The organism is Pseudomonas sp. FBCC-B1565 (assembly GCF_059133265.1).
The window spans coordinates 3,037,379-3,063,772 of sequence record NZ_CP101438.1 but is presented as its reverse complement, the minus strand read 5'-3'; the positions used below and the strand labels follow the sequence as shown (position 1 = coordinate 3,063,772).

The 26,394-nt window shown below is 61.8% G+C and carries 22 protein-coding genes; 12 read left to right on the top strand and 10 right to left on the bottom strand.

Annotated features, from left to right (window positions below):
• Positions 1-68 precede the first annotated feature (68 nt).
• From NL123_RS14510 to NL123_RS14500, 3 genes are all read left to right on the top strand, one after another.
• Complete coding sequence (locus NL123_RS14510) at positions 69-701, top strand: N-carbamoylsarcosine amidohydrolase (protein WP_494358088.1); 633 nt, start codon at positions 69-71, stop codon at positions 699-701.
• Between the two features lie 98 nt (positions 702-799).
• Positions 800-2,110: an MFS transporter gene (locus NL123_RS14505; protein WP_494358087.1), complete on the top strand. Its 1,311-nt coding sequence runs from the start codon at positions 800-802 to the stop codon at positions 2,108-2,110.
• A 27-nt stretch (positions 2,111-2,137) separates the two neighbouring features.
• Positions 2,138-3,214, top strand: a complete 1,077-nt coding sequence (locus NL123_RS14500) for a nucleoside hydrolase (protein WP_494358086.1) — start codon at positions 2,138-2,140, stop codon at positions 3,212-3,214.
• A 238-nt stretch (positions 3,215-3,452) separates the two neighbouring features.
• Here NL123_RS14500 and pdxR read toward each other — a convergent pair whose 3' ends face one another.
• A complete protein-coding gene (pdxR, locus tag NL123_RS14495; RefSeq protein WP_494358085.1) occupies positions 3,453-4,826 on the bottom strand; it encodes a MocR-like pyridoxine biosynthesis transcription factor PdxR in 1,374 nt (457 codons plus the stop codon).
• Positions 4,827-4,957: 131 nt separating this feature from the next.
• Between pdxR and NL123_RS14490 the strand changes: the two genes are divergently transcribed.
• From NL123_RS14490 to NL123_RS14475, 4 genes are read left to right on the top strand one after another with little or no spacing between them, the layout of a single operon-like run.
• Complete coding sequence (locus tag NL123_RS14490; protein ID WP_494358084.1) at positions 4,958-5,434, top strand: carboxymuconolactone decarboxylase family protein; 477 nt, start codon at positions 4,958-4,960, stop codon at positions 5,432-5,434.
• The gene (locus tag NL123_RS14485) at positions 5,427-5,867 is read left to right on the top strand and encodes a GNAT family N-acetyltransferase (RefSeq protein ID WP_494358083.1); all 441 of its coding nucleotides are present in this window, start codon (positions 5,427-5,429) and stop codon (positions 5,865-5,867) included. The genes NL123_RS14490 and NL123_RS14485 overlap by 8 nt, the downstream gene beginning before the upstream one ends.
• A complete protein-coding gene (locus NL123_RS14480; RefSeq protein ID WP_494358082.1) occupies positions 5,864-6,457 on the top strand; it encodes an FMN-dependent NADH-azoreductase in 594 nt (197 codons plus the stop codon). The genes NL123_RS14485 and NL123_RS14480 overlap by 4 nt, the downstream gene beginning before the upstream one ends.
• A 59-nt stretch (positions 6,458-6,516) precedes the next feature.
• The gene (locus tag NL123_RS14475) at positions 6,517-7,662 is read left to right on the top strand and encodes a MalY/PatB family protein (RefSeq protein WP_494358081.1); all 1,146 of its coding nucleotides are present in this window, start codon (positions 6,517-6,519) and stop codon (positions 7,660-7,662) included.
• Between the two features lie 59 nt (positions 7,663-7,721).
• Here the strand turns inward: NL123_RS14475 and NL123_RS14470 are convergent, their stop codons facing one another.
• Positions 7,722-12,113: an Mcf1 protease effector domain-containing protein gene (locus NL123_RS14470; RefSeq protein WP_494358080.1), complete on the bottom strand. Its 4,392-nt coding sequence runs from the start codon at positions 12,111-12,113 to the stop codon at positions 7,722-7,724.
• A gap of 242 nt (positions 12,114-12,355) precedes the next feature.
• Between NL123_RS14470 and NL123_RS14465 the strand changes: the two genes are divergently transcribed.
• On the top strand, positions 12,356-15,706 hold the full coding sequence (locus NL123_RS14465) for a hypothetical protein (protein WP_494358079.1): 3,351 nt from the start codon (positions 12,356-12,358) through the stop codon (positions 15,704-15,706).
• Between the two features lie 37 nt (positions 15,707-15,743).
• On the opposite strand, the gene NL123_RS14460 is transcribed toward NL123_RS14465, so the two are convergent.
• The 4 genes from NL123_RS14460 to NL123_RS14445 all read right to left on the bottom strand — a co-directional run bounded on the left by NL123_RS14460 (position 15,744) and on the right by NL123_RS14445 (position 18,249).
• Positions 15,744-15,959 carry a TOBE domain-containing protein gene (locus NL123_RS14460; protein ID WP_003173733.1) on the bottom strand — a complete coding sequence of 72 codons (216 nt, stop codon included), beginning with the start codon at positions 15,957-15,959 and terminating at the stop codon, positions 15,744-15,746.
• A gap of 138 nt (positions 15,960-16,097) precedes the next feature.
• A complete protein-coding gene (locus NL123_RS14455; RefSeq protein WP_494358078.1) occupies positions 16,098-17,024 on the bottom strand; it encodes a FecR domain-containing protein in 927 nt (308 codons plus the stop codon).
• Positions 17,021-17,539: a sigma-70 family RNA polymerase sigma factor gene (locus NL123_RS14450; protein ID WP_248481778.1), complete on the bottom strand. Its 519-nt coding sequence runs from the start codon at positions 17,537-17,539 to the stop codon at positions 17,021-17,023. The genes NL123_RS14455 and NL123_RS14450 overlap by 4 nt, the downstream gene beginning before the upstream one ends.
• A 92-nt stretch (positions 17,540-17,631) precedes the next feature.
• Positions 17,632-18,249, bottom strand: coding sequence for an LbetaH domain-containing protein (locus tag NL123_RS14445; protein WP_494358077.1), 618 nt, complete (start codon positions 18,247-18,249; stop codon positions 17,632-17,634).
• Between the two features lie 113 nt (positions 18,250-18,362).
• Between NL123_RS14445 and NL123_RS14440 the strand changes: the two genes are divergently transcribed.
• Positions 18,363-19,328, top strand: coding sequence for a threo-3-hydroxy-L-aspartate ammonia-lyase (locus NL123_RS14440; RefSeq protein ID WP_494358076.1), 966 nt, complete (start codon positions 18,363-18,365; stop codon positions 19,326-19,328).
• A complete protein-coding gene (locus NL123_RS14435; RefSeq protein WP_248481784.1) occupies positions 19,325-19,705 on the top strand; it encodes a RidA family protein in 381 nt (126 codons plus the stop codon). The genes NL123_RS14440 and NL123_RS14435 overlap by 4 nt, the downstream gene beginning before the upstream one ends.
• Here the strand turns inward: NL123_RS14435 and NL123_RS14430 are convergent.
• Positions 19,693-20,319 (bottom strand): helix-turn-helix transcriptional regulator, encoded by a 627-nt coding sequence (locus NL123_RS14430; protein ID WP_058426907.1) that lies wholly within the window; start codon positions 20,317-20,319, stop codon positions 19,693-19,695. The two genes, NL123_RS14435 and NL123_RS14430, sit on opposite strands and share 13 nt — an antisense overlap.
• Positions 20,320-20,389: 70 nt before the next feature.
• Between NL123_RS14430 and NL123_RS14425 the strand changes: the two genes are divergently transcribed.
• Positions 20,390-21,493 (top strand): DSD1 family PLP-dependent enzyme, encoded by a 1,104-nt coding sequence (locus NL123_RS14425; RefSeq protein ID WP_494358075.1) that lies wholly within the window; start codon positions 20,390-20,392, stop codon positions 21,491-21,493.
• A gap of 35 nt (positions 21,494-21,528) precedes the next feature.
• On the opposite strand, the gene NL123_RS14420 is transcribed toward NL123_RS14425, so the two are convergent.
• The 3 genes from NL123_RS14420 to NL123_RS14410 form a co-directional block, all read right to left on the bottom strand.
• Positions 21,529-22,974, bottom strand: coding sequence for a mechanosensitive ion channel domain-containing protein (locus NL123_RS14420; protein ID WP_494358074.1), 1,446 nt, complete (start codon positions 22,972-22,974; stop codon positions 21,529-21,531).
• A gap of 68 nt (positions 22,975-23,042) precedes the next feature.
• Positions 23,043-23,903 carry a pirin family protein gene (locus NL123_RS14415; RefSeq protein WP_494358073.1) on the bottom strand — a complete coding sequence of 287 codons (861 nt, stop codon included), beginning with the start codon at positions 23,901-23,903 and terminating at the stop codon, positions 23,043-23,045.
• 76 nt (positions 23,904-23,979) lie between these two features.
• Positions 23,980-25,185, bottom strand: a complete 1,206-nt coding sequence (locus NL123_RS14410; RefSeq protein WP_494358072.1) for a multidrug effflux MFS transporter — start codon at positions 25,183-25,185, stop codon at positions 23,980-23,982.
• Positions 25,186-25,286: 101 nt separating this feature from the next.
• Between NL123_RS14410 and NL123_RS14405 the strand changes: the two genes are divergently transcribed.
• Positions 25,287-26,393 (top strand): efflux RND transporter periplasmic adaptor subunit, encoded by a 1,107-nt coding sequence (locus NL123_RS14405; protein ID WP_494358071.1) that lies wholly within the window; start codon positions 25,287-25,289, stop codon positions 26,391-26,393.
• Position 26,394: the final 1 nt, after the last annotated feature.

The following is a 26,394-nucleotide window of genomic DNA, read 5'->3' as shown; positions in this document are numbered from 1 at the left end:
CGCGGGGCAAGCCCGCTCACCACAACAAGCCCGCTCGCCACAGCAAACATGAATGAGGAGTTGAGAAGATGAGCGAACAATCCGCCGACGCCAACTACCAGGGCGTATGGGGCAACCGCATCGGCTTTGGCAAAAAGGCCGCGCTGCTGATGATCGACTTCATGCAGGGCTACACCACCGACGGCGCGCCGCTGTTCGCACCGGGTGTGGTCACGGCCGTGGCTGAAAGCGTGGAGCTGCTGGCCAGCGCGCGCCAGCACGGGATTGCGGTGGTGCACACCAATATCCGCTACCATCCCGGCCATTTCGTCGATGGCGGAATCTGGGTCAAGAAGGCCCCGGTGATGAAAGACATGGTCGAAGGCAACCCACTGGCCGCGTTCTGCGCCGAGGTGCTGCCCCAGGCCGATGAAGTGGTGATCACCAAGCAGTACGCCAGTGCGTTTTTTGGCAGCAGCCTGGCGCCGATGCTGCATGCACAAGGCATCGACACCGTGGTACTGGCTGGCTGTTCCACCAGCGGCTGCATCCGCGCCACGGCGGTGGATGCCGTGCAACACGGGTTTCGCACCATCGTCGTGCGCGAATGCGTCGGCGACCGACACCCGGCCCCCCATGAAGCCAACCTGTTCGATATCGACAGCAAGTATGGCGACGTGGTGAGCAAGCAGGAGGCGATGCGCAAATTCAGGGAGCAATAAGGTTTTAGCCATAAAAGCGCCATAAGAGCGCGGTCCGCGACCCTACACCAACTGCCGGCTGTATAAAAAAACCATAAGTCACCGCCAGGAGACACCCGATGCCCATTGCGAATGCAGCGCCGGCGACCACGGTCGCCGATCCCGTCAACACGCTTTACCACAAGATCACCTGGAAGCTGATTCCGTTCCTGTGCTTCTGTTATCTGGCCGCCTACCTGGACCGGATCAATATCGGTTTCGCCAAGCTGCAGATGCTCGACCAGTTGCAGTTCAGCGAAACCGCGTTCGGCCTCGGTGCCGGCCTGTTCTTTGTCGGCTACATCATTTTTGAAGTGCCAAGCAACCTGGTGCTGGAACGGGTCGGCGCGAAGATCTGGATCGCGCGCATCATGATCACCTGGGGCCTGCTCTCGGCCTGCACCATGCTGGTCACCTCCACCACCCAGTTCTACATACTGCGCTTTCTGCTCGGCGCGGCCGAAGCGGGCTTTCTGCCGGGCGTGCTGTACTACCTGACCACCTGGTTCCCCACTCACCGGCGCGGGCGCATCATTGCGTTGTTCATGATCGGCCTGCCGCTGTCCAGCGTGATCGGCGGCCCGCTGTCCGGCTGGATCATGGGCCACTTCGACCACATGGGCGGCCTGCGCGGTTGGCAGTGGCTGTTCCTGATCGAAGCGGTGCCCAGCGTGTTACTTGGCGTGCTGACTTTCTGGGCGCTGCCCAACACCTACCAGCAAGCCAAATGGCTGTCGGACGAGGAAAAGACCCTGCTGGAAACCGAGCTGCGCAAGGACGACGCCGATGGCGCCGCCAGCAAGCACAGCTTCCGCGACGGGTTCTTCAACCTCAAGGTGTGGATGCTCGGCGGTATCGACTTCTCGATCCTGCTCAGCGCCTACGCCATGGGTTTCTGGATGCCGACCTTCATCCGCAACGCCGGGGTCACCGACACCTTTCATATCGGCGTGCTCACAGCCTTGCCGAGCGTCGCCGCCCTGCTCGGCATGCTGTTGATCGGCGCCAGCTCCGACAAACACCGCGAGCGCCGCTGGCACATCATCGTGCCGTTTTTCATCGGCGCGGCGGCGATGGCCACCAGCACCTTCTTCACCCACAACGTGGCGGCCACCGTGGCGCTGTTCGCGATTGCCTCGGCGGCGATCATCGGCGCGGTGCCGGTATTTTTCAGCCTGCCGGCGACCTTCCTCAAAGGCACCGCGGCGGCCACCGGCTTTGCCCTGGCCTGTTCGGTGGCGAATATTGCCGGCCTGGTGAGCAACTCGCTGATGGGCGTTGCGATCGACGTCACAGGCAGCAGCGCCGGTGCCTTGTGGTTTTTCGCCGGTTGCCTGATTCTCAGCAGCTTCCTGGTCATCGCCTTGCCGGCGAAACTGGTCAACCGCTGATAACCACATTTTTTCGGATGAATCACCATGCAAGGCTTCTTGAAACGCTGTGCGTTGCTTGTCGCGGTCGGCCTGTGTGCCGGCACCGCCCAGGCGGCGGAAAAAGTCATCTTCGACACCGACTTCAATGTGCTCAACGATGACGGCCAGGCCTTCATCATGCTCGCCCAGCTGCATGCGCAGAAACGCATCGAGCTGCTGGGCATGACCCTGGTCAGCGGCAACGCCTGGGTCGACCAGGAACAGGTCGACGCCCTCAAGGCCGTGGAGCGCATGGGCGTGGAGAAAGAGGTAGGCGTCTACTCCGGCGCCGCCTACCCGTTGCTGCATGACTACGCCACCTACGAGGCGGAAAAGGCGCTGTTCGGTACCGGCTGGCCGGGGGCGTTCAAGCACCCTCGCCCGACTTCTCCTTCGCAGTTGGTCGCACCACCGGATGGTCTGGCCACCCACACCCAACTGCGCAAGGAAACCGCCGCGCAGTTCATCGTCGACAGCGTGCGCGCCAACCCGCACCAGGTGACGATCCTCGCCGTCGGCCCGCTGACCAACGTCGCCCTGGCGATTCGCTCGGCACCGGACATCGTGCCGCTGATCAAGCGCATCGTGTACATGGGCGGTGCCCTGGAGATTCCGGGCAACACCACGCCGGCAGCGGAGTTCAACTGGTGGTTCGACCCGGAGGCGGCAAAGATCGTGTTGCGCTCGCCCATCGAGCACGTGATTTTCCCCAACGATGTGTGCGAGAAAGTCACCTTCGACAAGGCGGTGTACCAGCGCGTGATCGCTCGCAAAGACGCGATTGCCGACCTGTACAAGCATGAGTTCGGCCCGCTGTTCGACAAGGACCCGAGCTACCACAGCTTCACCTGGGACAGCCTGCCGGCGCTGTACCTGGTCAACCCCGCAATCGTCACCGAATCCCGCGACCTGTGGGTGGATGTGGACGCCACCTTCGGCGCCGACTACGGCCGCGCACTGGGCTACGCCAAAGGTGCCCCGGTGGGCACGCAAAAGGCCAAGGTGGTGTTCGGCGTGGACCAGAAGCAATTCTGGGATGGCTACGTCAACCTCGTGACCCTGCCGACCCCGGTCAAGCACTGACCGGCCAGCGCAAAGACGAACACTGCTCCTGTGGCGAGCGGACTTGTCCCGCGTTGGGTTGCGAAGCGACCCTGGAAGAAGCAATGCGGTGAGTCAGGCACTCTTCAGACGCGAGTTTCAGGGCTGCTTCGCAGCCCAACGCGGGACAAGCCCGCTCACCACAGGGTACTTATCGCCTGTTCTACCTAAAGACCTTGAAAGAGCTGGCCGTAAGGGCGGAACCAATAGTAGCCGTGACCTAAATAACGGATACACACCCCCCAATCACATCACGCAAAACCATGGCAACCACAACCGCGTCAGACGCCGAAGCCACATTGGTAAAGCCCATCAACACCCCCTGCCCCCGCCCAGCCTCAAGCGTCCAGGAAGACAACGCCTGAACCGCCAACCCCGCCCCACCGGCAGCCTCAGCCACGACAAGGTCCGGCACATCCACCACCAACCGCGCCAGCAAATTGATCCCCCCCGCCTGCTCATCCACCCGCAGATACCCCGCGCAATGCACGCGCAGCGCCTCCACCAGATACCCCCTGCGCTGCGTATACAACTGGCGCATCTTCTTCAAATGCCGGGTGAAATGCCCCTGCTCCAGAAAATCCGCCGCCGTCAATTGCAACAACTGCGCCCCACGCTGCTGCAACGCCTCGGCCGCACGCCCAAAGGTCGACACCAGTGACACGGGCACCACCAGATACCCCAACCGCAACCCCGGAAACAGCATCTTGCTGAAGCTTGCGGCATAGATCACCCGGTCATCCGCATCCTGACTCTTGAGCGCCGCCAACGGCTGGCCGCGATAGCGGAATTCACTGTCATAGTCATCCTCCACCACCCAACTGCCCTGCTCCCGCGCCCATTCCAGCAAGGCCTGCCGCCGCGCCGGGCTCAGCGCCACACCCAAGGGGCTCTGGTGCGCCGGGGTGACAATCGCCAGTCGCGCCCCACGCCCCCGTGCAATGCCCTGCGCCACATCCAGCCCATCGCGATCCACCGTCACCGGCACCAGTTCCACACCGCGATGCCTCAACAACTGCCGCGCATGCAAGTACCCGGGGTCTTCAAACCAGCAGCGCTGCCCCGCCATCGACAGCGCTTCGCAGATCAGGGTGAGGCCGCCCGCATACCCGGCACACACAAACACCTGCTGCGGCGTGCATTCCACACCGCGATACAACGCCAGGTAGTTGGCAATCGCCACGCGCAGTGCCTGGGTGCCGCGCACATCGCCCATCGCCAGGCTGTCCGCATCGGTGCGGCGCACTTGCTGGGTGACCAGGCGTGCCCACAATTTGCGGGGGAACGCATCCAGGGCGGGCAGGCCCATTTGCAACGGCCGAGGGCCTGAAGTCGCCGGCAGCGCAACCGGCATGGGTTTCACCGACACCTGCGGCAACGCCTCGGCAATCACCGTCCCCGCTTGCCCACGCGCTTCGAAGAACCCTTCGCTGACCAACAGTTGATACGCCGCCTCCACGGTGCCCCGCGCCACCTTGAGTTCCTGGGCCAGCGCCCGCACCGAGGGCACGCGTTCGCCGGGGCGCAACTGGCCCTGGTCGATGGCCTGGCGAAAACGCCGGTAGATTTCCTGGTATTTGGGCAGTGACGACATCGCAAGTGGCTCGGCGGGAAGACAGGCCGAAGTCTGATCATGTCCCAACCCACTTGTCCAATCATGCCCCTGTCAGGCCACCCGGCCAGCCACGAAAATGGCGCATCTCTTCACCGCAATAAGGATCGCCCATGAAACACCGTCTCGACTACGCCCTGGCCGCCCCCGCCGGTTATAAAGCCCTGGGCTCGGTGCACAGCTATATCCACGGCTGCGGCCTGGAAAAAGAACTGATCGACCTGGTTTACCTGCGGGTCTCGCAACTCAACGGCTGCGCCTATTGCCTGGACAGCCACTCCCGCGACCTGCTCAAGCTGGGCGTGAGCCTGGAAAAAATCATGTTGCTGGCCGCCTGGCGCGAGGGGCTGCCGCTGTACACCTCGCGTGAACAGGCCGCGCTGGCCTGGGCCGAGGTGGTCACGCCGGTCGCGCAAACCCAGGTGCCGGATGCGGACTACGCACAGGTCGCGGCAGTGTTCAGCGACAAGGAAGTCGCCGACCTGACCCTGGCCATCAGCTTGATGAACGCCCTTAACCGTGTCGCCATCAGCTTTCGCAAAGTACCGGCGGCGATCAAGGCCCACTTGGAGAACCACAGCCATGAATGAACACGTCGAATTCGCCCACGTGGAAACCGCGACTGATCTCATCGCCAGCTTTGCGGTGATGCAGCAGCTGCGCCCGCACCTCAGCGACGCCACGGCATTCGCCGAGCAAGTCCAGCGCCAACGGCAAAACGGCTACCGCCTGCTTGCCGCACGGGAGAACGGCCAGGTGATCGGCCTGGCCGGCTACCGGCTGACCGAGAACACCCTGTATGGCCGCTTTATCTATGTCGATGACCTGGTAGTAGACGCCACGTTGCAGCGGCGCCGCCTCGGTGAACAACTGCTCGACCGCGTGCGTGAAGAAACCCGCGCCCTTGGCTATCGCTGGCTGGTACTGGACACCGGCATGCACATGGCCCTGGCCCAGCGCTTCTATTTCCGCCACGGCCTGCTGCCCAAAGGCATGCACTTTTCCCAGGACCTCAGCCAATGACCCGTGCCCTGCTCCTTGGTTTCAGCCCCCACGGCAAAGCCGCGCAGACCTTCAAACTGGCCCGTGCCCTGCTGCGCGACCTGGTGCCGGACGCCGCGGTGACCGAACGTGACTACGGCGGCCAGGCGCTGCCGCCGTTGACCCGTGAATATGCCAACGCACTCACCACACCCGGCGGCCTGAGCGGCAGTGCCACGGCACTCTCGGAACAATTGATCGTTGAACTGGAAGCCTGCGACCTGCTGATCCTGTGCACCCCGGTGCACAATTTCACCGTGCCGGCGGCACTCAAGGCCTGGATCGACCATGTGGTACGCATCCAGCGCAGCTTCACGGTGAATGAGCAATTCGCCAAGGTCGGCTTGCTGGAAGACCGGCGCACCTTTGTGCTGGTCAGTTCCGGTAACGCCCGCAAGGGGCATGAGCCGGACTTCCTCACGCCGTACATGACCGCCATCCTGGCGACCGTGGGCATTGAGTCAGTGGATTTCGTGTACCTGCCGGCCATGGTGCGCGGTGAAGAAGCGGTCAATCGCGCGTTGGAACAGGCGCATCGGCAACTGTCGCTCGCAATCAGCTCTGGCCTATAAAAATTATGGCGCTAGAATCAGCGCCATCCCTGCGCCTGACGCCCTGATACGAGCCCCCCATGAGCTTTGATTTCGACACGATTCACTCCCGCCTCGGCACCGGCAGCACCAAGTGGAACCGCTACCCGCAAGACGTTCTGCCGATGTGGATCGCCGACATGGACATCGCCGCGCCGCCCGCCGTGCTCAAGGCCCTGCACGCACGCCTCGATCAGCAGGTGCTGGGCTACAGCGTCGCCGGTCCGGATGTGCGCGAGGCAATCATCGCCGACCTGTGGGCCAAGTACGCCTGGCGCGTGCAGCCGGATGAGCTGCTGTTTTTGCCGGGCGTGGAGCCGGGTTTCAATATGGCGCTGCATGCGTTTGTCCAACCGGGGCAACCGGTGGTGCTGCAAACCCCCAACTACCGGCCGATCCGCCTGGCACCAGGGCATTGGAACCTGCCGCGCATCGAAGTGCCGTTCGAGCTGGTCAACGGCGAATACCTCACGCCACTGCCAGCGATGCGCCAGGCGCTCACCGGCGCCGGCGCGCTGTTGTTGAGCAACCCGCACAACCCCATGGGCAAAGTCTTCCCCCGTGAAGAACTGCTGGCCGTGGCCAATGCCTGCCTGGAACACGGCGCGTTGATCATCTCCGACGAAATCCACGCCGAGCTGTGCTTCGACGGTCGCCGCCACATCCCCACCGCCAGCCTCAGCCCCGAGATCGCCCAGCGCACCATCACCCTGATGTCGGCGAGCAAGGCCTATAACGTCGCCGGCCTGAAGACCTGCTTTGCCGTGGTGCAGAACGCCGAGATTCGTGAGCGCTTCAACCACGCCCGTTGTGGCATGGTCGACAGCGTCAGCCCCCTGGGCCTGGAAGCCACCCGCGCCGCCTACAGCGAATGCGCCGACTGGCTCGACGCCTTGGTGCAGTACCTGCAAGCCAACCGCGACTACCTGCTCAACGCCGTGCAGACCCGCCTGCCCGGTGTGGTCATGCACGCGCCGCAAGGCACCTACCTGGCCTGGCTGGATTGCAGTGCCCTGGGCCTGGATGACCCGCAGCAGTTCTTCCTGGAACAGGCCAAGGTCGGTTTGAGCGCCGGCATCGAATTCGGTGATGACAGCCAGCAATTCGTGCGCCTGAACTTCGGCTGCCCACGGTCGATGCTGGAGGAAGGCTTGCAGCGTATGGAGCGCAGCCTGCAAAAACGCTGAGATTGACTGGCACTGTATCCGGTGCCAGTCACCCCATGCTGTTGCTACTGCGCGGGGACTCAGGCTTGGGGCATGGGACCTTCGACTTTGACACTGCTGACCTGCACAACACGTGTGCCTGAACCAGGCTGGCGTGGCGCGTTGATTGCCATCATCACACCGTCATTGGTGATAAATGCGGGCCGTGCCTTGTCACTCGTTGAATCGCTGGAGAAAGCATTCTGGACTACCAGTTGACGTTCGCTTCCAGGCTCATCCCCCTTAAGGTTTACAGTCAAGTCCCCCGAGGCTGAAACCCTCCATCCCGACACCTGTGCCGCGCTGTAGTCCAACTTGATCACACTGTCGTTCGGGTCCTTGATGGTGACCTCCTTATCGCTTTTGTTGACGATGTAGGTATTGGGGCCGCCCTCTCCGACAATGTTAGCGCCGCCATTGATCACGACAACATTGGAGCCCTTGCCGGTCAAAACCACATCATGCTTGCCGTTCAAGGTAAACAGATTGCTCTGGTCATCACCCACGATATAACTTTCGCCATTTTCAACTGTGGCGGCATTTGAAAACTCATGAAAATAGGCAATGGGAGAAGTACCTTCTGTTTTCGAGTCTGGCGTACTGACTGAAATCAACCCGGTCTTGAAGTCAATGACATGCCCTGAATAGCTGGCGGTTTTAGTGTCTTTGCCTTCGGTGTAAGTGGTGCTCAAGCTGCCGGACAATACCAGTGTGTTACGGCCCTCACCGCCCCAGAGCTCAGTGGCTTTTTTACTGAACCCTTTATTGTTCTGAGTATCCCAGACCTGCTCTGCCTGCTGCAGGGTCTGACGTGCATCAGCGCTGAAGATAACCGAATCATCAGCCGCTCCCCCACTGATCAGTTTTTTCCCTCCCCCCAACAAGAAGTAGTTGGGTTTGCTGAATACTCCCGCCACCTCGTCATCGCCATCGCCCAGGTCCCAGAGCGTGGCCTTTCCTGTCCCCTGTGCACCCTCCACAGGCTTGACTGACATGCCGTTCCAGGAGTCGGCAGGCGCATTGATACGATCATTCCCACCCCTGATGTTAACGGATGGGACTTTCCCATCCACTTTGATCAGGTTCAGCAAATAGGTGATCGGAGCCCACCAGTGCTGGCCTGTCAGTTCAACCTTTCCCGGCACCTGCGTGACGACTACATCCCCAGCGCCAAATACAACACGTTCGAAATGGTCTTTGCCCGGGCCGTCCAGGAAGGCCTGATGATACGTCCTCTTCTGCGTGTCGTAATCCTTGGCATATTTCGCTTCCAGATAAGGCTTCATGACATCAAACCCAGGCTCAAACCCCAGGAATGTTTTCAGTCCGACTTCGAACTTTTTCGAACCGGACAGCGGCGTGTATTCATTGATGTCCTCCACAGTACGCACGGCCGAGTAAATCGCTTGTGCGGTCATCAATATTGCCGCCACTGCAAGTCCCACCGGCCCGGCAGTACTCGCGCCGGCCAGAAATGCGGCGCTCAAACCTATCGAAGTCACCGCATTGGTGACGGCGAATGCACCGTTGACATAGTGATCCTGCGCTTCCTTACCGGTACTGCCAGCCGCTTTATTGAACGAATCGACGGCATTTTTGATATCAAAAGGAACACTGATAGCGGCGCTGGCCCCACCCGCAACCTTTCCAATCATCTTGCCTATCGTCGAGGACTTGAAGCCCATTATCGTCGGCGTCACGGTTTTGACTGCCGACTGCGCCATTTTGTTGAGGCCAGCCTCTACACCCATCCCGACGTAGTCAGACGCTACAGCGCCCGCTGCGATGGCCCCCGCCGTCGTATCGCCACGTTGAAAACTCTCTATGGAACTGCACAGCCCCTGGAATGTGCTGAACGCCTGGAAGCCGAGGCCGGCGGCTTTAGTCGCCCCCGGCTTTCCCGATGTTTCTGCCGGGGAGAAAAAATTTGCGGGCAGCGGTTTGCCGCTGCTCTGCACGTCACGTATCTCAGCAGCCTGTCGTGATGTGTCACGTAGTTGCTTCTGGAAGTGTTCAGGGACGGGACTGCCGTCGCTGCGGGTCACCAAGGGGGCCGTGACAGGGCTGCGCTTGACAGCAATTTCACTGGCGATGGATGTCACGCGCGCCCCAACTTCAGGCGATGTCGACTTCAAAAAAGCCACAAGACGGTCGAAGTCTATTTCCACGTCGCCACTGATATGCCCCTTGGCATCCATGGGCACTGTGTTTTCAACTGGCTTACCCTTGACGTGCACGCCCATTTTATAAAGTTCGACTCGGCTGACGCTCGCTTCCCCTATTTGCAAGGGCGCGCGGGTTTCATCAAGTGCTTGCAGGCGTTTTACTTCAGCCTCGTCAATCGTCCCTCCCGCTGTGGTCGGTAATGCTCCCGTGTTGACCGGCAGAGTCGGCGTGCTCGGTGGCTGCGGGGTGCTGGGTGGTGGAGCGTTAGCTGCTGGAGCGAAAAGCCTATTGAGCGCAGCATCGGTTTCACTACCGACCTTTCCATCGTATACACGTGCGGTGAAGGTCTCCTCCATGAAATCACCTGGGCTTCTGGCAGCGCGTGCGCTGACTTTACTGCCTCCGTCGCGAAAGGGCTCCTTGTTGTTAACCACCTCAAGGAACCCTTGGGAGTCAGCTTTGTAATAGCCCAACATCCCCAGCTTGCCCACAATCAGCGCAGCCTGCCTGGACGCTTGGACCTTTCTTCCGTCCGCCTGAGCTTGATGGCCGATTCGATCGGCGACTGTAGCGTCAGTTGCAGGGGGTGACGCAAAAAAATCATCACCAATGATCAACGTCGGCGGACTATTAAAGTGCAGCCGCGTTTCTGGTTGATCGCCAGGGTTGGCAATAATCACCCTGACTTTTCCCCCGATCGCCTGCGCCGCTGCAGGATCGCTCTGCGCGAGCTTCTTCAGAGCGTCGTCTACAGCATCTCTTACCCGTACTGCCCTATCGGGGTCACCATCACCATTACTCTTTATATCAACAGTCTTGCCCTGAATGACTTCACTTTGGAAATGTTTCGGCAAGCCGACTTTACCCTCGGCCAACGCCACACGATCTTGCTCCATACGCTCGAAGACATAGGGATACTCAACAGGCGCAATTGCCTCATTGATCGCACTTGTCAAACGTTTCCTGAGTGTCTCCATAGCCGGTACGAGCGCGGAAGCAGGGTGGCTGCTGATGAATAGATTGACGGCCTCCAGAACGGTCTTTGCCTGGTGATACTGCGGCATGCCTCTGCTGGCCTGCATGTTGTCCAGCCCTTGCACCACCCGCTCATAATCTTTGATGGCGGTGTGTTCGGGGGAATACGCCTTGAGGCGGGAATCCTCAACCGTCGGCAGCCGTGAAGTATTGAGCACTGTGACAGTGTCCAGCCCATTCAGAGGACGGTTGTACATGAACTTGATGTCGTTGGATGCGCCGGATATCTCGGGAATAAGATCTGGATTGAATACGCTGATAAGGTATTTCTGTTCACCCGGAAACGCCTTCAACGGTTGCACAAACTGTTTCAGGACGGGATCGGTATATATCTTCTTCAGTACACCTTCAAACAGTTCCGCCGAAACAGCCTCAGTAAAACCCGTATTGGGATCACTGAAGTAATACGTTCGCCCCCCTTGTGGATCAACGATGACGCCTGCGGTCAGGCGATGCCCTTCACTGCTGATCAAGAGCGTTTTTGTGGACGGCGAGTTCAACAACTGCGGGGCAATCTCGGTATAGCTGGCGGCCTTCACGGTTGCAGGGTCATGTGCAATATCACGATCTTTTACACGGGCCTGAACCTCGAAGACTTTCCGGAAAAACTCCTCTGATTCCGGCGCATACGGATTTGCGATGGCGTAATAGACATTACTCAGAAAAGTCTGGTGTTTACCCTGCGCCGCCGCTAGGGAGAGTAAATGTGAAAACCCTGCGCATTCCCCGCCGGATGCCTGGTTCACCATAGACAGATAGTAGCTTTGCGGTGCGGGAGTCACCTTTACGCCATGGGTAGAGATTCTCTTTGTGAACTGGCTCACTGATTGTTGTGACCGGTTGATCACACGCTGCTCAACCAGGCGCTGTAATGCACCTATTTGTTCCGGGCTTAACCGGTTATCCACCGCAAGCCTCATGAGCGCCACGTCGCGCATTGATGAGTGATAACCAGGCAATGCTACTGACGAGGGCGCGTTATAGCCGCGCAAGTAGTCGTCGCGGGTGAACTCATGCCGAGCCGTGGCCACTTTCTGTTGAAATAACTCTGGAACGTCGGTATCCGGAATACCGTTGGAGGGGGCGTCACGATCCTGCCGGGATGCGCTTGAGGTATCCCGGCGAGTGCGATTTTGCTCGGGTGTTCTTTGTTGTACCGCAGAGGGAGCGTCTGTGTTCTGCAGATTCGGAGATTGAAACATCGACAAGGCGGTGGAGGACGCTGAATGCACGGGTAGTCTCTCGAAAGTGATTTATGGCATGGCGTCCCTGTCGTTGAGTATCCTGGCTCAGGCCAACGTACCAATCCTGCATCCTGGGCGCCTATCAGACTTATCCGCTCCCGAACTTATGGCGTACTTTGAATTGAAAGCTGCCGCAGACTCAATTCACAACTTTTCGCAACGCGTGCCGAACCCCTGCTGTTACTGTTTTTGCCGATACGCCCCACCGGTAACAGCAGGAGTTTCATGGCATGACGACCCAGCCCCTCGATCGCTCGTCCGACCCCAAAGCCCTTCCCCGCATGCCGCCCAAGTCCGGCGCGCAGTTCCATGCGTTGCTCAAGCAAAGCGCCAACAACAAAAAGGTTGAGGCCCAGGACAAGCCACCATCGGGGCTGGATGCGAGTAAAAAAGACGGCTACGAACTCGCCGCCAAGGATGCCACGCCGCCCAAGGCATTGGCCGACTACAAGGCCATCGGCCCGCCCGATGAAGTCGGCCCTGGGCTGATCCGTTATGAAACCCAGGACGGCAAGAAAGTCATCGTCAGCGAACAGGACAGCCCCGAGCTGTTCAAGCAGGTCAGCCAGGACTTCAAGTCCCTCTCCGGCGTGGTCGCCAGCCAGAATGCCGGCTACCAGAGCCTCGGTACCGATGGCACTGCGCCGGGCAAACTCGCCGATTACAAATCCCTTGGCGCACCGGATGAAACCGGCCCGGGTGTGATCCGCTACGAGACCCAGGACGGCACCAAGGTCGTCATCAGCCAGCGCGACAACCCCGAAGCCTTCCAGAAAGCCAAGGACGCCTATGCCAGCTTCACCGGCCTGTCCAACAGTGAAAACGCCGGTTACAAGCGCGCCAGCGACAACGAAGTGTGGCCACCCTACGCCGGCACCACGGTGGGCCCTGAGGATGAAGTCGGCCCGGGCCTGATCCGCTTTGAAAGCAACGGCCAGAAAATGGTGGTGGCCCGCGACGACAACCCCAAGCTGTTCGACTACCTGGCCGGCCTGCACGCGGTCTACACCGACCCCGGCAAGAAAGCCGTGGTGGAAGGCGAGCTGAATAACGGCGCGATACTGGCCGATGCCAACTCCCCGGTGCCGGGCCTGAACGACTACAAGAACTTCAATTGGAACAACGACCAGAAAGACCACATCCTCACCTACGAGCTGCATGACGGCACCAAGGTGGTGGTGTCCTCCGACGTCAGCCCCGAGCTGTTCAAGAGCGTCGCCACCGCCAATGACACCTGGGCCAAGATCCACACCAGCGAAGGCGAAGGCTACAAGCTGGCCGGGCCGAATGACTTCCTGAAAAACACCGACATCACCTTCGGCTCCCCGGATGAACTGGGCGACGGCCTGATCCGCTACGAAACCAGCGAAGGCAAGGTGATCGTCTCCAAGGAACTCAGCCCGCAGCTCTACGATGATGTGGCGGCCAAGTGGGAAGCCTCCAGTGCCAGTTCGGTGGACGATACCCGCACCAAGCACAACCTGCCCAAGTCCGGTGAGCTGGACGTGCTGAACATGGACACTGGCGTGCACGCCGATGAAAAGGACGACAAGTCGCCGACCCTCAGCGTCAGCGAACTGGCCACCACGCAACTGATCGACACCTACCGCGAAGGCGTGAAGAACGGCTCGATTGCCAAGGACGATCCCCGCGCCAAGCTGGTCCGCGCCCTCGAAGCGCAAGCCGCCTACCAGAACGGCCACGGCATCACCGGCTACGAGGAGTCCAAACGCCCGTTCAACACCACCTGGCGCGAGTTCGATGACAAGCAGACCCAGCTGACCTCGGCCGATATGCACGACATCGTCGACGGCAAGGCCGTGCAAAAACAGATCGGTGAACTGTTCAACGACCCTACCATCCAGGCTGACTACAAGTCGAAGATGGACGACGCCATCAACAAGCTGCCGAACAAGGACGAGATCAAGCAGAAGCTGCTGGACCTCACCTCCAACCCGGACTACGTGTTGTACCTCAAGGACCTGCAAAGCCAGGGCAAGACCTACGAGGCGCAGAAAGACCTCAGCGATACCCTGACGTCGCTGTCGCTGTTCGACCCGGCGGCCGCCAGCAAAGCCGCGCAGAACATCCAGGCGGACGGCTTGACCACCGACCTGAATGCCATTCTGTCGGACCCGAGCAAGATCTCCGACGAGAACAAGGAGCTGGCCACCAAGGACCTGTTCGGCCTGCTCAAAGGAGTGCTCAAGGGCAACGTGCTGGACTTGCCGCGCCGCACCCAGGAAACCCTGGAGAAATTCCTCAACGAAGGCCTGCAAGGCAAGGAAAAATCTGCCGCCGTCACCAAGGCCCTGGAAGAGCTGGGCGCCGTGTATCAGAAAAACGGCGTGATCAGCGAAGCTGACCTGAAAACCGCCCTGAGCAAACCCTACATCCCGGTGGCCGATCGCGGCATGCTCGGCGAGGTGTTCAACACCCTCAACAGCAAAGGCATCCTCGGTTCACTGGGCGCCGGTGTGAGCCTGTTTTCCGGGATTTACCAACTGGTGGGCAAAGGCGGCAAGCTCGGCGAAACCCCAGCGCAACGCATGACCATCGCCAAGGACTTCCTGAGTTTTGCCGGCGGCTCCAGCCACTTTGTACGCCTGGGCGACAAGATCGGCGAGAGCCTGGGCAAAGGCGGCCTGGTGGATTTCCTCGGGCTGGACAAGACCCTGCCGGAGATCTGGGGCAAGACCGGCATGCAGGAGCCGAACTTCGAATTCCGCGTCAGCGAACTGCCCTCGGATGTCAAAGCCAAGATCGCCACGGCCCTCGATGCGGTGCCGGACAGCCAGTACGACGGCATCTCCAAGCTGTTCGGCGAGGGCGACAAGGCCGTCACCGAAGCCACCGAAGGCCTGGCCACCCACCTGGATGACGGCCTGGCCGCTGCGGGCGCGGCCAAGCTCGGCGCGTCCAAATCGGCAAAGATCGCCGGTTCCGTGATCAAGGTGCTGGGCCCGGCCACGGACATTGCCGGCGGTTTTGCCGACATCGTACTGGGCGCACTGGCGATCAAGAGCGGCGTGAAGGACAAAGACCCCTTGGCCCAGGCGGCCGGCGGCCTGCAAGTGGCCGGCGGTGCGTTCGGTGCATCGGCCGGGGTACTGGGGGCTGCGGCGCTGTTTGGCGCGGGCACGGCGGCGGCGTTGACCGGGCCGTTGTTCCTGGTGGGTGTGGTGCTGGCGGTGGTCGGCGGGATCATCGGCTACTTTGTCGACCACAACAAAAAGCAGAAGGCCACCGAGAAGGAAAACGACTGGTATCGCGACTTGGCGGGCGACGGTCTGTTGCAGGACAACTGGGCCGACAAGGTCGAATACGCCCACTATGAAATCCACCATTACGGTGGCCGTGACGCGCCGACCGACGACAGCATCTTCCGCTTCCAGCAATCGGAGTGGGAACACTTCGACCAGACCCCGCAGAAAGGTGGCTCGTCGAGCAATCGCCTGGACGGCGGCTTGCACAAGGGCTACAAAGACCCGAACGCGAAACCCAAGAGCCTGCCGACGGATGCGCCGCCGGAGAGACCGCAGCCGCATCCACCGGGTGGCAGTGGACCGAAGATCGCTTGAGTCATGACAGCCCCCGCCTGAGTGCGGGGGCGGTCATTTACAGCTTGGCGATGGACACTTCGGTGGACTTCACAAAGGCAATCACTTCACTGCCCACTTTCAATTCGAGGTCACGCACCGAGCGGGTGGTGATCACCGAAGTCACAATGCCGGACGCGGTCTGCACGTCGATTTCCGACACCACTTCCCCCAGCAGAATTTCCTTGATCACGCCCTTGAACTGGTTGCGCACGTTGATCGCTTTAATGGTCATGTCGGCTTTCCTTTTGGCTGTTGGGTCAATCCGCACGAATGCGCAGGCCCTCAAAATGCGCCATCGACAACAACAATAAAAGGAATATATAACTCTTTATTTATTCTATATGGATATATAAGAATTACCACACCCGCATCAGGTGAGCGATTTGCGCGGTGTCAGGGTGACCCAATAGCGTGTGCGTGCGTGCAGTTCCAGCCCCAGGGTCTGGGCCAGCAGGTTGAGGATGCGGTCGGTGTCGTCCAGGCGAAAACTGCCGGTCACTCGCAACGTTTCCAGGCTCGGATCCCAGCGCAACACACCGGGACGATAACGTTCCAATTCCCGCAAGAAGTCGCCCAGCGCCTGGTTCTGTGCGGTCAGCACGCCGTCGCGCCAACCCAATTGCAACACATCGAACGGTGCCCAGGCGCCGAGCCCGCCGGCTTGCAGCGAGGCTTGCTGACCACCCGGCAACGTCGCCATTTGCCCGTTCAGGTCGCGTACCTGGACCGCGCCCTTGAGCACCGACACCAGACAACCCTTGGCCAGCTGCCGGACACACACCTCGGCCTGGCTGACCCGCAATTGGCCGTAGCGGGTCTGCACCGTCATCGCCGCCGCCCCGGGTACATTCAGCGCCAGCTCACCGTCCACCAGTGTGATGCGCCGCTGTGCAAGGTCCATGTCCACCGCTGTCGCCGTGTTGAGCTGCAAGCTGCCGCCATCGGCCAAGGACATGCGCTTGTGCTCGCCGGTGGCAGTGTGCAGGTCGGCGCGCCACGCCTCGAGGGGCAATTGGCGGCTGACCAGCCAGGCCGTCGGCACCAAGGCTGCGATACCCAATGCACGCTTGAGCACCGCGCGCCGCCCCGGTTGCGGACGGTCGAGACTGGCCATTGCCAGGGCCTGGGGCAAGTCGCTGAAACGCTGGCGCAGGGTCTGAGCTTTTTGCCAGGTCTGCTCGTGCTGGGGGTGGCTGTCTCGCCAGTGCTGCAACGCGGCGTGGTCACGCTCGGTGGCCGCGCCGGATTCGAGCAGCGCCAACCACTGGGCAGCGGCGCGAGCGACGTCACGGCTCACAGGTCCACCAGCAAACAGTGTTCGTAGGCCTGGGCCATGTAGCGTTTGACCGTGCGCTCAGACACCTCAAGCCGTTCGGCGATGTCGCGATAGCCCAGGCCTTCCAGCTGGCTCCACAGAAAGGCGCGGCGGACCAGCACCGGCAAGCCATCGAGCAACTCGTCCAGGGCTTGCAGGGTCTCCAGGACCAGCCAGCGCTGCTCGGGCGATGGCACGCAGGCTTGCGGCAGGCTCGCCAGGGCATTCAAGTAGGCCTGCTCAAGACTGCGCCGCTGATGGAAATTCACCAGCAGGCGTTTGCCGACGGTCACCAGATAAGCACGCGGCTCCTGCATCTGCGCAATCGGCTGGGCGCTGGCGAGTACGCGCAGGAAGGTATCCTGGCTCAGGTCGGCAGCATCCCAGGCGTTGCCCAGGCGCCGGCGCAGCCAGCTTTCCAGCCAGCTGCGATGGTCGCGGTACAGGCTCGACAAGGTCAGTTCGGAGGCGTGGGTCGGAACAACAGCATCATTCATGGCAAGCGACCTGCGCGGCGCGAGTGAGTCTCAAATGAGATTCATTCTATTTAATATCGTGCCGACTGACCATGATCTTTTCAACGCGGTGTTTATAGGGAGGCTTCAGCATCAAACACCTGCCCGCGTCCCACCACGCTGGCAGGCTTGAGCACCGCCCCCGGCGCCAACACCGCATTGGCGCCGATACGGCACTGGTCGCCGAGCAACGCGCCAAACTTGTCGCAACCGGTGCGCTGCAAGGTACCGTCGACCCGCACTCGCACCTCCTTGTCATCACGCTCGTTACGGTAGTTGGCGACGATGCTCCCCGCCTCCAGGTTGATGCCGTGTCCCAGCACCGAATCACCGACGAAATTGAAGTGCGCCAGCTTGCTGCCGCTGAACATGAAGGAGGTCTTCAACTCGGCGCCCGGGCCGATGATGCAATGTGCATCCAGCCAGCAGCCTCCGCGCAGCAGTGAGCCGCTGGCGATGAAGCAATGGGCGCCGATGATCAGGGGCGGCTTGAGCAAGGCGCCCGCTTCTACGGTGGCAGTGCGGTGGACCGCGATTTCATCCTCAATTATGTAATCGTCGCCCGGCAGTTCAGCCAGCAACTGACGCACAACAGCAGGCGCCTGAGCGGCCAGCGCCCAGGGCGCGAGGTCAGCCCACGGTGCAAGCGGAGATTGGGAGAGGTCGGCGATGTAGTCGGTGAGGCGGATCAATGTTGAATCCTCCAGCGGTCAGAGAAGTGCAAAACGCTAACATGCACAAACCAACCTTTACTATTTGTCTTGATATAGATATTTTATCCATACCAGCCAATGAGGTCCGCCCTATGCCATTGCCGACTTACCTCGACGTCATTTCCGCCGCCCAGCGCCTGGAAGGTGTCGCCCATCACACCCCAGTGCTCACCTCACGCACCCTCGACGCACTGACCGGCGCCCAGGTGTTCATCAAGTGCGAGAACCTGCAACGCACCGGTTCCTTCAAGTTCCGGGGTGCGTTCAATGCGCTGTCGCAGTTCGATGCACAGCAGCGCAAGGCCGGGGTGGTGGCGTTCTCGTCTGGCAACCACGCCCAGGGCATTGCCCTGGCGGCGCAGTTATTGGGTATGCCGGCAACCATCGTGATGCCCAGCGATGCGCCGGCGGCCAAGGTCGCGGCGACCCGTGGCTACGGCGCCAGTGTGATGCTGTATGACCGTTTCACCGAGGACCGCGAACAGATTGGCCGCGACCTGGCCACCGAGCAGGGCCTGACGCTGATCCCGCCCTACGACCACCCGCATATCCTCGCCGGGCAAGGCACCGCCGCCAAGGAGTTGCTGGAATTCACCGGCCCGCTGGATGGATTGTTCGTTGGCCTGGGTGGCGGCGGCATGCTCTCGGGCACGGCGTTGTCGACCCGTGCCCTGGCGCCGGATTGCCAGTTGTATGGTGTGGAACCCGAAGCCGGCAATGACGGCCAGCGCTCGTTCCGCAGCGGCAGCATCGTGCACATCGACACGCCGGCGACCATTGCCGACGGTGCCCAGACCCAGCACCTGGGCAACTGCACCTTCCCGATCATCCGCGACCAGGTCAACGACATCCTCACCGTGTCGGATGCCGAGTTGGTCGGCGCCATGAAGTTCTTTATGCAACGCATGAAAATGGTGGTCGAGCCCACCGGCTGCCTGGGGTTGGCCGCGTTGCTCAAACAGGGTGAACGCTTCAAGGGCCAGCGCGTGGGCATTATCGTCACCGGTGGCAACGTCGATATCGAGAAGTACGCCGCCCTGTTGTGCGAGGCCTCATGAAGATCATCCAGACCGCCCATGCGGCCCAGCCTGCCGGCCATTACTCACAAGCCATCCGCCACGGTGACACGCTGTACATCTCCGGCCAATTGCCGGTGAGCCCGGATGGGCGGCATAACCTGATGGCGCCGTTTGCCGAACAGGCGCAAATTGCCCTGGATAATTTATTGGCCATCCTCAACGCCGCCGGCGGAACCGCGCAGGACCTGGTGAAGGTCACCGTGTACGTAGCCGGCGTCGAGCATTGGCCGGCCTTCGATGGCCTCTATGCCGCCGCGCTGGGCGAGCACCGCCCTGCCCGCGCGGTGGTGCCGGTGCCGGAGTTGCACCACGGTTACCTGATCGAGATCGAGGCCGTGGCGCGCTACTTGGCGTAGGTGTAGACCGCCGCACGCGACACGCCCAGATGGGACGCCACCGTTTCCATGGCCCGGCGGATGTCCAGGCAGCCCGAGTCCTTGAGTTCCTGCATCAGCACACGCCGGTCGGCTGTCTTCAGTGCACGCGGGGTAGTGGCCAGGCGTGCGGCGAACTGGTCGATACGCGCACGGATCACGTCGGCGCCGGAAGGGTCCAGGGACTCGATGAGCTTGTCGCCGCTGACCGAGCCGAATTGTTCGAGCATGCCTTGCAAGCCACGGAACAACGAGAGGTCGACGTTCATGCACAAGGCCGCGACGTACTCACCGCCGGCGCCCTTGATGCCAATGGAGGTGCTCTTGACCTGGCGGCCGTCGCTGAACTGGTTCTGGTAGTTGGCGATGACTTGCGGGTAGTCAGGGTCGGCAATACGTGCCAGGCCCAGTTCGGTGGTCGGGTCGCCGGGCGCACGCCCTGAAAGGTTGTTGTGGATGGCCAGGATCGAGTGCCGGGGGTCGCGCAAGTCGTGCAGCACCACTTCGCAGAAGGGGCTGAAGGTCTTGCTCAAGCCCTCGGCGATCTGTTCGAGCTGGCTGATCAAGTGAGTATCGTTGGGAGAGGTGTTTTTCATGCAAGACAACATATCCAGTCCTGGACAGGGCGTCAATTTACCCCCTGCCCCTCATTGTGGAGCCCGCACCATGGATACCCCCGCCGCATTGATCGACACGCTGAAAATGCAGCGCAATATCCAGCGCATGCAGCAGCGTGCCAATGCCCTCGGCGTGCACCTGCGCCCCCATGTCAAAACCCATAAGTGCGCTGAAGTGGTCGCCGCGCAAATCGCAGCAGGCGCCCGCGGCATCACCGTTTCAACGCTGAAGGAAGCCGAGTATTTCTTCGACCTGGGCATCCACGACATCCTCTACGCCGTGGCCATGGCCCCGCACAAATTGCCTCAGGCCCTGGCCTTGCGTCGCCGGAGTTGCGCGTTGACGCTGATCACCGACAGCCTTGCCGGTGCCCAGGCCATCATCGACTTCGGCCGCGAGCATGGCGAAACCTTTGCGGTGATGATCGAGATCGATTGCGACGGCCACCGCTCCGGTGTCAAGCCGCAGGACCCGCGCTTGCTGGAGATTGCCCGGCTGCTCGGCGACAGCCTGGTCGGCGTGCTGACCCATGCCGGCGAAAGCTACGGGCTGGACACGCCCGAAGCCCTGCGGGCCATCGCCGAACTGGAACGCGCAGGGTGCGTGGAAGCGGCCGAGCATATTCGCGCTGCCGGGATGCCGTGCGCACAGGTGAGTGTCGGCTCCACCCCCACCGCGCTGTCGGCAGTGAGCCTGGAGGGCGTCACCGAGTTGCGCGCTGGCGTGTATGCGTTTTTCGATCTGGTGATGCACAACATCGGCGTATGCCGCACCGATGAACTGGCCTTGAGCGTGCTGACGACGGTGATCGGCCATCAGCCGGAAAAGGGCTGGATCATCACCGACGCGGGCTGGATGGCCATGAGCCGGGATCGCGGTACTCAGGCGCAGAAGCGTGATTTTGGTTATGGCCAGGTCTGCGATGAACACGGCAAGCCCATCGATGGATTGCTGCTGGGCAGCGCCAATCAGGAACATGGCGTGGCGCAGTTCCAGGGGCGCGACGTGGATGTGGTTGCGCAATTCCCACTGGGCAAACGTCTACGCATTCTGCCCAACCATGCGTGTGCGACAGGGGCGCAGTTCGGCTGTTACACCGCGGTGTCTGAGACCGGCGAACTACAGGTGTGGGAGCGCCTGCGCGGCTGGTAACACGCCTGGCGGATTGTGCCTGCACGATCTGGAGTTCACAGACCGCGCTGGCGCAGCCACTGCAGGAAACCCTTCTTCACCGGCACCACCGGTGCCTCCTGGGTCAAGGCCTGCGCGGCGTGCACACGGAAATCCAGCAAGGCCTTCATCGCTTCGCCGATGTCGTGGCGCGCATCCAGGCACGGCCTCAAGTATTCCTTCTCGATGCGGTACAGGGTGCAGAACGTCTTGGCCGAGAAATCCGCCAGCGTGGCCTCATCCGACAGGATCCCGGCCTCGCCGATCACCTCCCCCGGCCCCATGCGCCCGGCTTCGAATTTGTGCCCGCCCTTGGTCAACATCACCGAGACCACACCCGACTCAACGATGAACAAATGATCGCTGACCTCTCCGGCCGGCAGGATCATCTCGCCGGCGCGATAGGTGTGCAGGGTCATGTTCTGGCTGAAGGTGTCTTTCTCTTCCTGGCGCAGGGTGGAAAAAATCGACGACCGCTCCAGTAACGCGCGCGCCGCGGACATCGCCGGTGGCGCGCTGTTTTCAGTGGCCGACAGCAAGCCGACGCCCGCCGCCTGCAAATGCCGGAAGGCCAGATCGTACAGCTGGTTGCGCACTTCGCGCTTGAGGGCCATGGCCGGCACGAATCCGCTGATTTCATATTCGACGCCACCGCTGGCCGACGTCTTGAACGCCACACTCGGCGCCGGCTTGCCCAGCAGCGGCCGACACCCTTGCATCGCCCGCTCCAGCGCTTCGATCACCGTTTGTGGCCGCGCATGCGGGCTGACCTGCAGGCTGACCGCCAGGCCGAACATGTCCGCCGGACGCGAAAAGTTGATGATCTTGGCCTTGGCCGCCAGGGAGTTGGGAATCACCGCCAGGCTGCCCTGGGAGGTTTGCAGGCGCGTGGCGCGCCAGTCGATGTCCGTCACCCGGCCTTCGGTGCCGTCGATGGAGATCCAGTCATCGATTTGATAAGGCTTGGTGGTGTTGAGGACGATCCCGGAGAACACGTCGCTCAAGGTACTTTGCAGGGCCAGGCCGACAATGATCGCGACCGCGCCGGAGGTGGCGAGCACACCCTTGACCGGCAGGTCGAGCACGTAGGCCATGGCGGCAATGATCGCGATCAGGAAGATCACCGCCCCCATCAGGTCCTGCAACAGGCGGCCGGTATGCCCGACCCGCTGCATCATGAGCGTGCCGAGCAACACCGTCAGCGTGCGCGCCGCGAACAGCCACCAACCGATCTGCAATGCCGTGGCGGCCAGGTGCAAGGCGGTGTTGTCCGCATAGGGCGCCAGTTGCATGGGGTTCATGCCGTCGTTGAACAGCACGGCGCTGAACACCGCAAAGATCACCAACCGCGCCGCCAGCTTCCAGTTGGCGAGGTTGGCTGAAATAAGACGCCACACGGCGATGTCGATCAAGATCAGCGCCAGGGCGCACAGCATCGGGTGATCAGCGATAAATGAGGGCATCCAGGCGACTCCAGGGCGAATGCCGTGAAGATCGCATGAAATGCCGCGCCAGGGTATAGCGGGTGTGCTTACATCTGCCCGAAACGACCCGACTGAAAGTCGGCGAATGCCTGATGAATCTCCTGCTCGGTGTTCATCACAAACGGCCCGTGCCCGACGATCGGCTCGTCAATCGGCTCACCGCTGAGCAGCAGCACCTTGGCGTCGTCATTGGACTCCAGCGTGAGCTGGCTGCCCTCCCGCTCGAACAACGCCAATTGCCCCTGGCGCGCGACTTCCTCGCCATTGACCAGCACTGTGCCGCGCAGGATCACCAGCGCGGTGTTGCGCCCCTCGTGCAGGTCCAGGGTGACGGGCTTGCCAGGGTTGAGGCGCAGGTCCCACACATCAATCGGCGTAAAGGTGCGGGCCGGGCCTCGGGTGCCGGCAAACTCACCGGCAATCAGGCGCAGCCGCCCGGCGTCGTTGGCCAGGGGCAATACCGGGATGTCGCCATCGACAAGGGTCTGGTAGCCGGCTTCGGCCATTTTGTCCTTGGCCGGCAGGTTGACCCACAGCTGCACCATCTCCAGCGCACCGCCTTGGCGGGCGAAGGCGGCGGAGTGGAACTCTTCGTGGAGGATGCCTTTGGCGGCGGTCATCCATTGCACGTCGCCGGGGCCGATGGTGCCACCGGCACCGGTGGAGTCGCGGTGTTCGACTTCGCCGTCGTAGACGATGGTCACGGTTTCAAAGCCGCGATGAGGATGCTGGCCGACGCCGCGACGTTGCTCAGTCGGGGTGAAATCGGCCGGACCGGCGTGGTCCAGCAACAGGAATGGGCTGATGTGCTTGCCCATGGCGTCGTAGGAAAACAGCGTGCGCACCGGGAAGCCGTCGCCGACCCAATGGGCGCGGGGGCTGGTGTAGATACCGATAAGCTTTTTCATGGTGTACCTCCAAAGTGCATACACCATAAGGCTGCCGGCAGTTGAGCACTAGCCGGCAAAAGCAGCCCTGTTCGTCCTACGTATAGGACAATCCCTTGACCTGACGTTGGCGCAGCAGGTGAAACGCCACGTAGGCCGTCAGCGCAAAGCCAGCCTGGATGATGATCATCGGCGCGGCACTGCCGTCACGCAGCTGGCTGAGCAGGATGCCGCTGCAGGTGGCGCCGAACATCTGCGCAAACCCCATCAGCCCCGCTGCCAGGCCCGCGCGATGCGCATTGGGCATTACCCCGCCGGTGACCGCGCCCGGCAACACCAGGCCACCACCCAGGGTGACCAGGGCAATCGGAATATCCAGGCCGAGCACCGACAGGCCGAACAGTTCATAAATCACCACGGCCGACACCCCGCCAACCGCCACCATCGTCACGCCCATCGCTACAATCCGCTGCGGCCCCAGGCGCATGATGTTGCGGCGGGTATAGGTGGACCCCACGATCAGCATCGACACAATCAGGCCAAAATTGAGGCCGTATTCCAGGCTGCTGAAGCCCAGCAGGTTGATGAACACCGCCGACGAACCGGCGATCACCGCAAACATGGCGCCATAGGTGCACGCCAGCGCCACGGCGAACGCCCGGTACTGGCGGCCCTTGAGCAGGTCCAGGTATTGCCCGCCGAGGGTGCGCCAGTGACCGGCCTTGGGATCGAGCGAGTGGTTGCTCTCGCGAAAAAACAGCAACGCCAGCAACAGCACCACGCTGCCAATCGCCAGCGCCAGCAGGATTGGTGCGTGCCAGCCGAACAGTTTGATCAGCAGGCCACCGACCATCGGCGCCACCACGATGGCGTAGAGCATGCCGATCATGGTCAACGCCAGGGCCGGCCCGGCTTCGGCCTTCCACACATCCCGCACCACCGTGCGCGCCAGTACCAGCGCGGCGCAGGCGCCCAGGCCTTGCAGCACGCGGGCGGCAATGAACTGGTGGATGTCGTGGACCAGCAGCATCGACAACGTCGCCAGCACGTAAAGCGCCAGGCCGCCAATCAGCACCGGGCGCCGACCAATACGGTCCGACAGCGGGCCGAACAACAGTTGCCCAAGGCCGAAAGCGGCGACAAATGCCGACAACGCCATCAGTGCCGAACCTGCCGGCGCGACCAGCGCCTGCTCGATGGCCCCCAGGCCGGGAATGATCAATTGGGTCGAGACCTCACCCAGTGCCGTCAGGGCCACCAGTAAAAACAGCAAGCTTCGCGATGGGACCGGGGCGTTTGTCATGGGGAACATCCGGGGGGCTGGATTAATTTATATTTCGACCATAATATGCGTAAAAAATTATGTCCATAATTTTTTGCCCAATGGTTACCCCGGAGCCCGCCATGCACCCTCTCCCCCTGCGTCTTCTCACGCCCCTGGCCCTGTTGATCGTCCTCAATGGCTGCAACAGCAAGGCCGACACCGCCGCCGAAGTGCCTCAACCTCGCCCGGTCCTGGCCGCCAAAGTCGAAGCGGCCGGCACCCAGCAAAGCGCCTATACCGGCGTGGTCGCGGCACGTACCGAAAGCGACCTGGGCTTCCGCGTCGGCGGCAAGGTCATCGAACGCAAGGTCGACCCCGGCCAGCACGTGTCCCGAGGCGACACCCTGCTGGTACTGGACATCGGCGACTTCGAACTGGCCCTGCGCTCGGCGAAAAACCGCGTCACCGCCGCCCAGGCCCAACTGCGCCAACGCCGTGACGACGAAAACCGCTACCAGCGCCTGGCCAGCACCGGCGCCGTGTCGCGGCAGATCTTCGACCAGTCGGCGACCAACTTGCGGGTGGCCGAAGCCGAGCTGGCCGCGGCGCAATCCGACGCCAGCCAGATCGAAAACCGCCGCACCTACTCGGTGCTCAAGGCCGATGGCGACGGCATCATCACCGACGTGCGGGTGGACCGCGGCCAGGTGGTCGCCGAAGGACAGATCGTCGCGCGCCTGGCCCACGACGGTGCCCGTGAAGCCATCGTCAACCTGCCGGAAAACCAGCGCGACCAAGCTTCGCAGAAAGCCCTGGCCTTCCCCTTCGGCGCCCCGGACCAGGCGGTGACCGCCACCCTGCGCGAACTGTCCGCCAGCGCCGACCCGACTACCCGTACCTACCGCGCTCGCTACGTGTTGCATGGCACCATCGAGCGTTTCGCCCTCGGCTCGACCATCACCGTGCGCCTGCAAGGCAACGGCCAGGCCGCGCAAACCCGCGTGCCCATCGGCGCCTTGCAGGACGCCGGGCAAGGCACTGGCGTGTGGGTTATCGGTGCAGATGACACGATCAGCTTCGCCCCGGTGAAAGTCGCCAGCCTCGGCCAGGAAGACGCGCTGCTCGACAGCGGCGTAACGCCCGGCCAAATCGTCGTCGCCCTGGGTGCACACCTGCTGCACGAGGGTGACGCCGTACGCCTGCTGCCCGCCCAGGCATTGGCCCTCAACCGCAAACAGGACAACTGAG